Origin of the sequence: Thiocystis violacea, from assembly GCF_016583575.1 — a bacterium.
GTDB lineage: Bacteria > Pseudomonadota > Gammaproteobacteria > Chromatiales > Chromatiaceae > Thiocystis > Thiocystis violacea.
Genome location: NZ_NRRG01000011.1, coordinates 77112 through 89855 on the forward strand (window position 1 = coordinate 77112; position 12744 = coordinate 89855).

The following is a 12744-nucleotide window of genomic DNA, read 5'->3' on the forward strand; positions in this document are numbered from 1 at the left end:
CTTTTCTCGCTGGCTCGAGCCAAGGTTGGAGTGCGCCAGGGCACACGGCCCCGGCGGCCCAAACACCCCGAGGATTTATCTGTGATTCCCACCCCTATCGTTAAGCAGTTCCAATTCGGAAACCAGACAGTCAAGCTGGAAACGGGCGAGATCGCGCGCCAGGCCGATGGTGCTGTCATGGTCAACATGGACGACACCGTGGTCCTGGTGACGGTCGTGATCGACAAACGACCTGGCGCGGAGCGCGATTTCCTGCCCCTGACCGTCGACTATCAGGAAAAGACCTATGCCGCTGGACGCATCCCAGGCGGCTTTTTCCGTCGCGAAGGGCGCCCGAGCGAAGGCGAGATCCTGACCGCGCGGCTGATCGACCGTCCCATCCGGCCGTTGTTCGCCGATGGTTTCTGCAGCGAGGTGCAGATCATCGCCACGGTCAAGTCGCTGAATCCCGCCGTCAATCCAGAGATTCCCGCCCTGATCGGCGCCTCCGCCGCGCTCGCGATCGCCGGTGCGCCCTTCAACGGACCGATCGGCGCGGCACGGGTCGGTTACAAGGATGGCGAGTACATTCTCAACCCGGCCGTGGTCGGTCTGACCCCGGATTCCGACCTGGACCTGATCGTGGCCGGTACCGACAAGGCCGTGCTCATGGTGGAGTCCGAGGCGCGTGGGCTCTCCGAGGAGATCATGCTCGGCGCGGTCCTCTTCGGCCACGAACAGATGCAGGTCGTGATCCAGGCCATCCGCGAGCTGGCGGCCGAGGTCGGCAAGCCCCCGATGGCCTGGACGCCCAAGGAACCGGATCAGGCGTTGCATGATGCGGTGGCCCGCGTTGGCGGCGAGCCGATCGCGACCGCCTATCGCATCAAGGAAAAGCAGGACCGTTACCTGGCCCTGGGCGCGGCCCGCTCCGCCATCGTCGCGGAGTTGTGCGGCGGCGAGGCGCCCGCCTGGAGCGAGGCGCAGGTCAAGGCCGCGATCGAGGCCCTGGAGTCCCGGACGGTCCGCGAGTCGATCCTTTCCGGCAATCCCCGCATCGACGGCCGCGATGGCAAGACCGTGCGCCCCATCACCATCCGCACCGGCGTCCTGCCGCGCACCCATGGCTCCGCGCTCTTCACCCGCGGCGAGACCCAGGCGATCGTCATCACCACGCTGGGAACCGAGCGCGACTCGCAGATTATCGATGCCCTGGAAGGCGAGCGGCGCGAGCACTTCATGCTCCACTATAACTTCCCGCCCTTCTGCGTCGGCGAGTTGGGTCGGGTCGGCAGCCCCAAGCGGCGCGAGATCGGTCATGGCCGTCTGGCCAAGCGCGGCGTGCTGGCCGTGATGCCGAGCATCGAGGAGTTCCCCTATTCGGTGCGCGTGGTCTCGGAAATCACCGAGTCCAACGGCTCCAGTTCCATGGCGAGCGTCTGCGGTACCAGTCTGGCTCTGATGGATGCCGGCGTGCCGATCAAGGCCCCGGTCGCGGGCGTGGCCATGGGTCTGATCAAGGAGGACGACCGCTTCGCCGTCCTGACCGACATCATGGGTGACGAGGACCACCTCGGCGACATGGACTTCAAGGTCGCCGGCACCACCAGCGGCATCAACGCCCTGCAGATGGACATCAAGATCGAGGGTATCACCAAGGAAATCATGGAGATCGCCCTGGCTCAGGCCAAGGAGGGGCGTCTGCACATCCTCGGCGAGATGCACAAGGTGATCCAGGCGCACCGCTCGGAGATGTCCGAGCACGCCCCACGCATCATCGAGTTCAAGATCCATCCCGAGAAGATCCGCGACGTCATCGGCAAGGGCGGTTCCGTGATCCGCTCCATCACCGAGGAGACCGGCGCCACCATCGACATCAACGATGACGGCGTGGTCAAGATCTTCTCCGTGGTCAAGACCGCTGGCGAGGAGGCGAAGAAACGCATTCGTCTCATCACCGCCGACGTCGAGGTGGGCAAGATCTACGAGGGCAAGGTCGCCCGTCTGATGGACTTCGGCGCCTTCGTCACCATCCTGCCCGGCCGTGACGGTCTGGTTCACATCTCCCAGATCTGCGAGGAGCGGGTGCAGTCGGTGAGTGACAAGCTCAAGGAAGGCGACCAGGTTCGCGTCAAGGTTCTGGAAGTCGACAAGCAGGGGCGCATCCGACTCAGCATGAAGGCGGTCGAGCTGGGCGAGTAGCCTGGCCAGGGCGCGACTGACGCCCTGATATGAAAAGGGGCCTTTCGGCCCCTTTTTCATGTCTGGAGATTGGATGGGGTCAGGGAGCCACTTGCTAGATGGATCCCGCCGATCAGTTGGCCGGTGCTGGCTCCGGCTCCGGCACGGCTGGGCCGTGAGACCAGGGCTGGATCGCGACGGCCGAGATACTGTTCTTGGGTGACCCTTCGATGATGCGGTCGCTGTAGCTCAGGTAGACCAGGGCATGGCGTGGGGCGTCGTAGAATCGCGCGACCTGGAGGCTCTTGAACAGGAGCGATGTCCGTTTCTTGAAGACCTCCTCGCCATTACGCTTGCCGGAGCGCACGTCGTCCGGCAGATCGACGGGGCCAATCTGGGTGCATTCGATCGAGGCGTCCGAGGTATCCTCGGCGACGCCGACCGCGCCCGAGACACCGCCGGTCTTGGCCCGGCTCAGGTAGCAGACGACACCTGGGATGCCTTCGTCCTGGAAGACCTCGACGACGATCTTGTCGTTGGGTCCCATCCATTTGAACTTGGTCGAGACGCTGCCGATCTGCTCGGCAACGACGGTCGTGGACAGTCCGATCAGGGTTAGGGCCGTGAGAACGGGGCGCATCGCTCGATCTCCTTCTGTGCTGTGCCAAATTCGATCAATGGAATCGCGACGGATCTTGCTCGGTTCGGGCGCGCGGGATCGCCGTGCGTCGCGGTCAGGCGCCGAACAGTCGGTCGGCCTCGCTTCGGCTGCGGGTCAGGGCGTCTTCCATCGACACTCCGAGGAACCAGTTTCCGGTCAGACCCAGGCGAGTGCCGGCGAGTGCCGCGTCCAGTCGCGTCACCAGGTCGAAATGTCCGCGCCGCATGGCCGGCAGACGATTCCGGACGGACTCGCGGGCGGCGATGCGCTCGGGGTCGACACCCAGGGCCGCGCAGGCGCGTCGCGCCTGGGACTCCGGGTCGAGCGCGCCGGGGCGGAAATGGAAGGCGAAACCACGATAGCCGTCGTCCGGCAGGAAGTCGCGCGAGACCGCCGAATAGAAGGCGTCTCCCACCGAGATCAGTCCGGCGGTGGGTGGCAGATCCAGATCCGCCCTGCGGAAGACCAGCACCAGGGTCTCGATCTCGGCCACGCCGATGCCGGAGGCGAGTTCGCGTGCCGGCTCGAATCCATCGGGGATGAGTTGGGCCGCGGCGTCCGGCGGGACCGCCAGGGTCAGATAGCTGGAGCGGAGAGTCGCGCCGTCCGCCATCGCGACGCGGAACCCAGGGCCATCGGAGTGGATCGCGGCGACCCGCTGTCCGGTCCGTGTCTCGATCCCTTTCTGGGCGGCGATGGCGTTTGGAATGGCCGAGAGACCCTCGGCGAAGGTGAACGCCTTGATGACGTCCTTGCGACGGGGCTTGCGACGGAACAGCGCCTCGGCCGGGTAGTCGTCGGCCGGCTGACAGATGACGGCCTGGAAGGCATGTCGCAGCAGATCCTGGTAGTTGCGCTGGCCCAGGACGGTTCCGTAGTAGTCACGCACACTGCGTCCGGCCTTGGGCGCCTTGAAGATTCGGGGGAAGCAGCGAGCCGCCTCGAACAGATGCAGGGCGGAGAGAATGGAGCGCCGTTTGCCGTCCTTCCAGAGTTTGTAGCCGACCTTGAGCTTGGGCTGGACCTGGCTGGTCAGTCCCAGGTCGTCGAGGATGGACAGCATGTTGCCGTAGCTGTTGAAGCAGGTATGGCCGCCGGCCTCGGTCCAGAAGCCGCCGAGCGACTCGAAGCGCTGGCTGTTGATGCAGCCACCGAGGCGGTCGCTGGATTCCAGGATCAGGGTGGACAGGCCGCGACGGGCGGAGAAATGGGCGGCGCCCAGGCCGCTGATGCCGGCGCCGATGACGATGTGGTCGAAGTCTTTGCTCATGGGGAGGGGCCGATCAACGTAGGTCTTGGTCGTCGTCTGGTCCCTCGTCCTTGTCGGCCAGCGTGAGGTGGCTGATGTCGGGCAGCCGTGTCTGCGGGAGACGCGGCTCGCAGTCCTCGAGACTCCATTCGGGACCGGGCACCAGACTCAGGTAACTGGTATCGAGGTCGAGCATCTTAACCTCGTGGGGCTCCTCAAGAAAGCCGTCCATGGGCGCGAGTTGGAGCGCTCCCGGTGCTTGCGGCGGATGGGTGGCGGCTGGCTGGTTCGCCGGGGCCTCGCTCGACTCGATCAGGGTCAGGCCGAGAATGGCCCCGGCCTCGTCGAAGATCCGCTTGAAGCGAGCCGCCGTCGCGGCATCGACATCGCGCTTGATCATGACCGGCTTGCCGCCGAAGAGTCGCTCGATCCCAGCGGCGTCGAGCTTGAAGACGGCTCGCAGGCGCTGGCGGGCGTCGGCTGGGTCGGCTTCCGGCTTGAGCGTACCGTCGAAGAGAAGGTCGAATCGCGCGTCTGGCATGAGGCTCCATCTCCAGATCCAGGCCGGAGCCTGGATCGATGCAAGGTTTTACAGCGGCTTGGACAGGCTGAAGGCGCCGCGAATGTCGCCCAAGGCGAAGCCGCGTGCCTGGTCTTGCGGATAGCGCTCGTCCAGCGCCGCGGCGACTGGTTCGCTGATCTCGGTGCCGTGGCAGGCCAGGCACACCTCCTGGGTCGGAACGGCCTTCATGAAGCGGAACCGCTGGCCCTGATCGGTCTCGACCACCTCGGCGTGCGCCATGGTCTCGACGCTCTCACCGCTGGCCTTGCGCGTCTCGAATGACTCCAGGACGCCGCGCTCCCAGTCGTCCGGCGCGCCGAGCTTGGCGTTGCGGGGCTTGAGGCTCGTGCGACCGACCTCCCAGCCCGAGGATCTCGATAGCCCGGCGGCGATGGCAGGTGCGCGCTTCTGGCAGACCTCGATCGCCTTGATTGGGCCGCCATTGTTGATGCTGGTTTTCAGCTCGGACTGCAACTGGTCGGCGAACTGCTTGATGAGGCCCTTGGCCTCGTCGACGTTGGGGTTGGCGGCCTTGTCATCGGCATGCGCCAGGCCGGCGATCAGCAGGGCGCAAGCGGCCGCCAGGGTTGGTCGAGTCAGTACTTTCATCGATGGTTTCTCCTTGTTCGTTCGGTTGATGGGGGCGGAATCATGGGCGCGCTTGGGCCGGCCCGCTGCCTTTGACGGATCGTACCCGAAGAGTTCCGCCCTTGACGATAAACCCGGAAGGAGCCGCCAGCCTCCGGCGGTCGCGGGGCGGGCTGGATGGCTTGGCGGCCAACCGATGATGCACCGCTCGGGTGATGGATGTCTTTGCGAATGGACCGGTAGGGAGCGGTCCGGCCAGGACTCAGCGACGGAGCTGGACCGATGGCACGGACGCCTCCAGGAATCCCGTGTCGGGGGCGTGAAGATCCAGCAGTGTGTGCTGTTCGCCACTGAAGAGATCGGTTCTGAGCGTCTCGACGGCCCGAACCCAGCGCGTGGAGTCCGCGCAGGCGGGAGGATCGCCGTCTGTTCCGCGACAGACCCGTGAATTCGCGTCCGCGAGCACGAAGTGCGCGCCCGGCAGTGGGCGAATGCGCGACTGGTCCGTGGCCTGACTCGCGACCTTCATGAGGCTTGGTCGCTGGTCGCCAAGCAAGTCGAGCAGCAGCGCGGGCAACCGGTAGGCGGGCAGATCGCCCACCGACAGGGGGCCACGCTGGCCGTCGATCAGGATCAGGGGTGTCTCGACCAGGGTGCGGAACATGGGGTCGGTGAAGTCGCCGCGACGTTTGGCCAGCAGGCCGGATTCCGTATAACCGCCGAAATTCGGTGTCAGCGCGGGGAGATGGTCGCCGAAGAGTACGATCAGTCCCTCTGGATCCGCCTGGCGCAACTCACGCAGAAAGGCCATGAGTTCGCGCGACTTGTAGTGCATGGTGTTGGCATAGGCCGCGACCACCTCATGACCCTTGGCCGCCTCGATGACCGGTGGGCGACGCTCGTTGAGCGGGTAGGGCAGGTGACCGAAATAGGTCAGCAGGAAATTGAACAGCGGTCGCGGGCCATCGAGCCGGGATCCCAGACGATCCATGACCTGCCGATAGAGCGATTCATCGCTGAGAAACACCTGGTTCATGTCATCGAGCGCGAAATCCCGATCGGACCAATAGGTCTCGAACCCGATCCGTCGATAGGCATTGACGCGGTTCCAGAAGGACGCGGCGTTGGGGTGGGAAGCGATCGCGTGGTATCCCGCCTCGCCCAGGTGACGGGGAAGACAGGGCGTCTCGCGCTTCAGGCCGGTCTCGAAGAAAACGTTGTCCTCCGTCACCGGAAAGCCGCAGAGGATCTCGAACTCCACGTTGGCGGTGTAACCGCCGAACACGGGGGAGAGGAGGTGCGAATGCCCGGCCTCCGCCCACAGCCGGCGAAACTCGGGGTCCAGCGGATCGGCGGACAGCCTGGAGGCGGTGAGTGCCATGGGATCCCAGAAGGATTCCAGGACGATCATGTGCAGATTGCGCGAGGGTCGGTTGGCGGTCTGGACCTTGACCAGGCGGTCGGATCCGGCGCCGTCGAGAACCTCCAGCGCCTGGCTGACCTCGGAAACCGTCGGGGGCGCCACCCGCCGCGCCAGACCGCGCGCGGTCTCTTGAAGCAAATGGATCGGCAGACCGCGCGACTGATAGTTTTCGGGCTGATTCCAGACCGAGTGACCGAAGTGCCGGTCCATCGCGCGCGAGAGGTCGCCGGGGAAGACGGTGAGGAGCGTCACGCCCAGCGCGAGCAGGCCCAGGCCGACCCAGGTTTCACGCCGCCGCCAGGCGATCGTCCAGGCCAGCAGCAGGAGCGGGGCCGCGACCATGAGCACGGCGCCGACGAGCGGCCAACCGTCGAGCAGCAGGAACATATTGCGCGCCGCCGCGAAGTCGTCCGGCATCACCGGGGCGCCCAGGGTCGAGAGCTTCATGGCGTTGCCGAGCGTCAAGGCGCTGAAAAGCGCGGTCGACGCCATCATGAACCACTTGAGCGAGCGCGAAAGTCCGAAGAGGAGGGCGCCGATGAGCAGATGCGCGATCAGGTCGCGCGCGTAGGCCGAGTCCGAGGGTTTGACCTGGAGGAAGTGGCTGATCGCCGTCTGGGCCAAGAGGTACCAGATCAGCACGAACAGCAGGGCGGCGCCCCAGGCGAGCAAACGGCGATGGGCGAGGGCGGATGGAACGAAAGGAGGCTTCATGTCGGTAGCGGTGGAACGACGGATCCTTGAGGAACGCCTGATGCCACACAGCCTAGCCGATCGTCATGAAAATGTCTCGAAAGCGTAACAACGCCGCGGGGCGTCGAGATTCCATCGCGGCGACTGGCGCGGCGACGGATTCGGTGTGAGGATGTCGTCACATCGCCCGTGCTTGAAATCCAGTACAACAATCCGTGATTCTGAACATCCCGCGCCGCCTATCCGATGACCTCGACGGCACGGGCGCCCCGGCTCAATCGCTAACCCGGCAGGAACCAAGATCCGTGACAAAGGCAAAGACAAAAACGATCTCGACCGATGACGTGCTTCTGATGCTGTGCAACTCCGTGAAGAAGGTTCTCTCGGCCGCCACCCAGACTCAGATCAACTATTCGCCCATGGTGCAGAAGATCACGCGCACCTGTCTGCGGCCGGATATCGGTTGCTTCGTGCTCTTCGATGGGGGCTTCTCGGGTCTGGTCATCATCAACTTCTCGGCCCAGTCCGCCATGGAACTGTACCGCGCCTACATGATGAGCATGGGGATGCCGGAGTCCGAGCTGGCGACCCAGCACACCTCCGACGAGGTGGGGAACATGCTGGGCGAACTGATGAACCAGATCGTCGGCGATTTCACCGGCAAGGTGGGGCATGAGCTGCTGGTCTCCATCAATCAGAACCAGCCGAAGATGCTCACCATCAACAAGGAAGTGCTGGTCAGCATCGACACCAACCTGGACCGCGCCCAGGCGCGGCGGGTCGCCTTCACTACCGCGCGGCATTGTGTTTTCTACATGGAGTTGGCGATGGACAGAACGGAGTTCATCCAACTCCATGACTTCGAGCGCGAGGAGACCGATCCGGACCGGATCGTGGAGGAGGTCGGTCGGCAATCCCCGACGAGCACCAAGCAGGAATCGCTCGTCGATCAGGATCTGTTGGACGAGCTGGGGATCTAGCGAGCGTTCGCCTGGCCTTGGCGGCTCTTCCGGCTCCGGGAGAGCTATCCGCCAGGCTGGGTGTTTGGCGCCCCTGACTCCCCGTCCGAGCGCTCGCCAATCCGTCTGGATCGCGCTCAGTCGCCCGTCATCACCTTGGCGCGCGCGAGGAGTTCATCGATTTCGCGCTCGGCATCCGCCCAGTCCTCGGCCTCGTGCCCTGGCGCGAAGTGGCGTTTCTCGGCCTTGTAGTAAGCGGCCTCGCGGATCATGTCCAGGCGCTGCTCCGGAGGGGTCTTGGCGAACTGGCGGAGACTCCCCTTGTGATCGGACAGCTTCTGGGGTGCGGCTGGCCCAGCCCCGTCGGGTGCCTTGTCCGCCGTCTTCGTTGTTTTGGCGGTCGTGGACCTGGACGGGGGCGTGGACTTCCTGGCGGTCGATTTCGCTGGCGTTTGTTTCTCCGCGACGGGCGGGGCCGCTCGCGTCGCCGTCGTCACCGGGCTGGCCTGCGCCTCGCCGACGGGCGACTTCTTGTCCGCCGTCTTCTTCACCACCGCTTTCTTAACCGCCGTCTTTTTCGTCACGATTTTGTCGTCAGCCATGTCTGTCGCATGCCTCTTGGATTCTGGTTTCTCTCTATGGAATGACCGCTCATGCCCCATCGGTTTAGCGGCCTCGCGGAACCGTCGGTCCTCGGTTTAGAGAACTTATAGAATACACATAAACCAGGGGCCTGATCCCGGTTTTTGTCGCCGCCTGGCGGGGTGTCGCGCCTTCTTCCAATAGGGTACGACATCACTCGGAGCGAAGGGCTCGGGCGGGCTCCGCGTTCGCCGAGCGGATGGCCGGATAAATACCGGCGAGAAAGGCCGCCAGCCAGGCGAGCAGAACCCCGGAGATCAATGGCGCGGGCGATAGGGAAAGGCGCATGGTCCAGCCGAATGATCGCAGATTGATGACCTGGATCAGCAGGTCGCCCATGATCAGGCCCAGGGGAATGGCCAGGAGTCCGGCCGCCAGTCCCAGGAGCGAGGTCTGGATCAGCACCAGTCGAGTCAGCTCGCCGCGCGTCATGCCGGTGGCCCGAAGGATCGCATACTCGCGACCGCGCTCCAGTTGCAGCGCCATCAGGGCACTGAGGACGCCGACGAAGGCGACCCCGATGGCGAGCAGCCGCAGCACCTCGGTGATCGCGAAGGTGCGGTCGAAGATGGCCAGCGAGCGTTCGCGAATCTCGTCGTTGAGACTGACCAGCAGCGGCCTGTCGTGGGACTCGACGATCGCTCTGACCCGTTCGAACACCTCGCGCCGATCCGCCCCCGCGCCGACCATCAGGCCCAGCGATGAGATGGAGGTATCGCCCCAGAGCGCGGCATGGGACTGGCGCGCCATCATCAGCATCCCGCTGCCCGAGCCGTAATCGCGAAAGACGCCACCGATCTCGAAGTCGCGCCAGCCTTGCGGCGTGAAGAGTCCGACCCGGTCGCCCAGGCCGATCCGGTGGTGATAGGCGAAGGGCTCCGAGACGAGGATGACCTCGCCGGCCTCGAACCGGGGCCAGAGGTCGGACGCCTCGCCCTGGGTGAAATCGAAGCCCCTCGGAGAGATCGAGGAGGACTGGAGCGCCAGCAGACGGGCCGGGCCATGTTCCGTCTCGACCTGGGCGCCGCGCGCCTGGCTCATCTCCGCGATCCCCTCGATGGCCCCCAGTGCCTCGGCGATACCGGGCGGGAGTCGCCCGTCCGCCTGACTGCCGGTTCCGGACGGGGCGGCGACATAGATATCGCTGCGCAGGGTCGTCTCCAGCCATTGCGCCAGACTCCCGCGAAAGCTGTCGATCATGACCGCCACGCCGACCGTCGTGGCGATCGCCACCGTCAGGGCGGCGGCCGCGATTCCGGTCCGGGTGATGGAGGCGGCGATGCCGCGCGCGGCATGCCGGGCGGCCACCCCACCGATTCGTCCCATCCAAGGGGCTAGGCCCGAGGCGATGATCCGCAGCAGCCAGGGCACGCCTAGGCTGTAGCCGAGGATGAGCAGGAACAGCGCCAGGAACCCGAAGGACAGCGAACGACCGGGCGCTAGGGCGGACAGCCATCCGATGGCCGCCAGAACTGCTCCAAAGAGGGCGAGCCAGATGACCCAGCGCTGCCCCAGACGCTCCAGGCTGCCCTCGCGAAGCACCTCCCTCGGCTGGGTGCGCGCGGCCTCGATCGCCGGACCCAGGCTGGCGACGAGCGTGACCACCAGGCCGAGTCCAACCCCTTTGATCAGGCTCGCCGGGGCGAGCGCGAGCCCGCTCACCGTCAGGGTGAAATAGAGGTCATTGATGGTACGGGTCACGAGCCCGACCAGCCCCCAACCGGCGAGAACGCCCAGCCCGACGCCGAGCAGTCCACCGAGCAGCGCGAAGGGCAGCGCCTCGGCCAAAATCAGCGTGAAGAGTTGGGCGCGGGTGCAGCCAAGTGTGCGTAGCGAGCCGAACAGCGTTCGGCGTTGCAGTACCGCGAAGGTCATGGTGTTGTGGATGATGAAGCCACCGACCAGCATGGCGAGCAGGCTCATGGCGGTCAGATTGATGCGGAAGGCGCTGGTCATCCGTTCGAGCGCGGTGCCGCGCTGAGCGGACGGCAGCAGCCGCGAGCCGGCCGGTAGATGGGCCGCGACGCGCTCGACCTCCTCGGGCGAGAGCACCAGGTCGATCCGGTCGACGGCGCCGACCCGGTCGGTCAGCTCCTGCGCCGTGGCGATGTCCGCGATCATGATCCCGTCCCAGCCGGTTCCCGACCCCTGGCCGAGGACGCCGAGCAGCTCGACCGCTGGCTCCCGCCCGCCGATCCGCAGGGTCAGCCGATCGCCCGGCGCCACCCCGAGCCGCGCGGCGTCGGGCTGACCGAGCAGAATGGTGCCGGGATCGGTGAGCAGTCGGATCAGCGCCTGGCCTTCGATCTCGATACCGGCGTCGATCCCGCGCAGGGTTCCGAGGGCGAGCAGGTCCAGGCCAAGCAGGGTAAAGGTCGCGTCTTTCAGCCGAACCGTCGCCTCGATGACCGGAGAGGCGTCGCGCAGCCCCAATTCGCGGACCAGGCGCGGATGGAGCGCGTCCGGGATTTGGCCGGAGGCCGATTCGATCCGATGGGTCGCCCGTCCGGCGACCTGCTCGATGGAGCGCTCGAAGGCCCGTTGCGCGCTCGCGTTGGCGATATCGACCGCGACCACCACCGCGACGCCGAGCGCGATGCCGAGCAGTGAGAGTCCAGACGGCCAGGGATGGCGAGTCAGGAAGCGCAGACTGGCCCGCCACAGGATCGGGGTCACCAGGCGGGCTCCAGATCCGCCTCGATCAGCCGGCCCTGCTCCAGGGTCAGCACCCGGTCGGCGATCGCCGACACCGCCCGGCTATGGGTGACCAGGATGAGTGTCTGACCGCGCTCGCGAAAGATCTCCGACAACAGCCCCAGGATCCGCTCGCCGGTCTCCGCGTCCAGATTGCCCGTGGGCTCGTCGGCCAGAACCAGCGCGGGCTCGTGGATGAGCGCGCGCCCGATCGCGATCCGCTGCTGCTCGCCGCCCGAGAGCTGATCGGGAAAGGTCTCCGCGCGGTTCTCTAACCCCAGGCGCTCAAGCATGGTCTGGATCCGGGGCTGGCGCTCGCGTGGACCCAGGCCGTTGAGTTCCAGCGGCAGCGCCAGGTTCTCCGCGACCGTCAGGGTCGGAATCAGGTTGAAGAACTGGTAGATGAAGCCGATGTGCCGGCGGCGCAGGAGGGTGAGGGCCGGCTCCATCAACTCGGATAATGGCTCTCCCAATAGCTCGATGCGGCCCGCGTCCGGCCGGTCGATCCCCGCGAGCAGGTTCAGCAGTGTCGACTTCCCCGAACCGCTGCGTCCCAGCAGCGCCACGCACTCACCACGTCGGACATCGAAGCCGACGGAATCCAGCACAGGGTGCCTGGTTGCGCCCTCGTGGTAGTGTTTTTGGATGTCCCGCACCCGCAGGGCGGTCGTCTCGGCGTCGCCCCGCCCATCCTGAACGGCCTTCGGGGTCATTCCAGCCACCGCACCAGATAGTAGACCCGCTGACCCTCGGACGAAGCCGAGGGGCCATACACCAGCGCCGGACGCAGGTGACGTTCGGGATTCGCGCCCGCGATCGCCGTCGCCTCATCGTCGGTCAGGGTCACGCAACCCTCGGGGAACCGGGCACGGTTCGCGCGCGGGCTACGGATCAGCGCAAAACGCTCGGCCAGCGAGCTGGATTCGGGGTCGACGATCACATGCGGCATGGATGTATCCAAAGGCGATGACTGGCTTGAGTCCCAGCGGAACCCGTATCCTCGTATAGGTGGTGAGTTTCTCGGGCGCATCAAGCGTTTCCATCCCAGGTCGACCCCTGAGCGTCATGGAGTGGGCCAGGCTGGGATATGCCGCCGTCCGTACCGCCCGGCCA

11 protein-coding genes are annotated in these 12744 nt (G+C 65.8%); 2 read left to right on the forward strand and 9 right to left on the reverse strand.

Annotated features, from left to right (window positions below):
* The first annotated feature begins 81 nt into the window (after window positions 1-81).
* Window positions 82-2181 (forward strand): polyribonucleotide nucleotidyltransferase, encoded by a 2100-nt coding sequence (gene pnp / locus CKO27_RS07740; RefSeq protein ID WP_200374304.1) that lies wholly within the window; start codon window positions 82-84, stop codon window positions 2179-2181.
* 112 nt (window positions 2182-2293) lie between these two features.
* On the opposite strand, the gene CKO27_RS07745 is transcribed toward pnp, so the two are convergent.
* The 5 genes from CKO27_RS07745 to CKO27_RS07765 form a co-directional block, all read right to left on the reverse strand.
* On the reverse strand, window positions 2294-2800 hold the full coding sequence (locus tag CKO27_RS07745) for a CreA family protein (protein WP_200374305.1): 507 nt from the start codon (window positions 2798-2800) through the stop codon (window positions 2294-2296).
* 94 nt (window positions 2801-2894) lie between these two features.
* Window positions 2895-4091, reverse strand: a complete 1197-nt coding sequence (locus CKO27_RS07750) for a protoporphyrinogen/coproporphyrinogen oxidase (protein ID WP_200374306.1) — start codon at window positions 4089-4091, stop codon at window positions 2895-2897.
* A 13-nt stretch (window positions 4092-4104) separates the two neighbouring features.
* A complete protein-coding gene (locus tag CKO27_RS07755; protein ID WP_200374307.1) occupies window positions 4105-4611 on the reverse strand; it encodes a hypothetical protein in 507 nt (168 codons plus the stop codon).
* Between the two features lie 48 nt (window positions 4612-4659).
* Entirely contained in the window at window positions 4660-5241 is a 582-nt protein-coding gene (locus CKO27_RS07760) for a Tll0287-like domain-containing protein (protein WP_200374308.1), read from the reverse strand.
* Window positions 5242-5482: 241 nt separating this feature from the next.
* Window positions 5483-7357: an LTA synthase family protein gene (locus tag CKO27_RS07765; RefSeq protein ID WP_200374309.1), complete on the reverse strand. Its 1875-nt coding sequence runs from the start codon at window positions 7355-7357 to the stop codon at window positions 5483-5485.
* Between the two features lie 284 nt (window positions 7358-7641).
* On the opposite strand from CKO27_RS07765, the gene CKO27_RS07770 reads away from it, so the two are divergent.
* Window positions 7642-8316: a DUF3334 family protein gene (locus tag CKO27_RS07770; protein WP_338115937.1), complete on the forward strand. Its 675-nt coding sequence runs from the start codon at window positions 7642-7644 to the stop codon at window positions 8314-8316.
* A 116-nt stretch (window positions 8317-8432) separates the two neighbouring features.
* Here CKO27_RS07770 and CKO27_RS07775 read toward each other — a convergent pair whose 3' ends face one another.
* The 4 genes from CKO27_RS07775 to CKO27_RS07790 all read right to left on the reverse strand — a co-directional run bounded on the left by CKO27_RS07775 (window position 8433) and on the right by CKO27_RS07790 (window position 12580).
* Window positions 8433-8897, reverse strand: a complete 465-nt coding sequence (locus tag CKO27_RS07775) for a DUF2934 domain-containing protein (RefSeq protein WP_200374310.1) — start codon at window positions 8895-8897, stop codon at window positions 8433-8435.
* 193 nt (window positions 8898-9090) lie between these two features.
* A complete protein-coding gene (locus tag CKO27_RS07780) occupies window positions 9091-11613 on the reverse strand; it encodes an FtsX-like permease family protein (protein WP_338115938.1) in 2523 nt (840 codons plus the stop codon).
* The gene (locus CKO27_RS07785; protein WP_200374311.1) at window positions 11610-12344 is read right to left on the reverse strand and encodes an ABC transporter ATP-binding protein; all 735 of its coding nucleotides are present in this window, start codon (window positions 12342-12344) and stop codon (window positions 11610-11612) included. Before CKO27_RS07785 ends, CKO27_RS07780 begins: the two co-directional genes overlap by 4 nt.
* Complete coding sequence (locus CKO27_RS07790) at window positions 12341-12580, reverse strand: hypothetical protein (RefSeq protein ID WP_200374312.1); 240 nt, start codon at window positions 12578-12580, stop codon at window positions 12341-12343. Before CKO27_RS07790 ends, CKO27_RS07785 begins: the two co-directional genes overlap by 4 nt.
* Window positions 12581-12744: the final 164 nt, after the last annotated feature.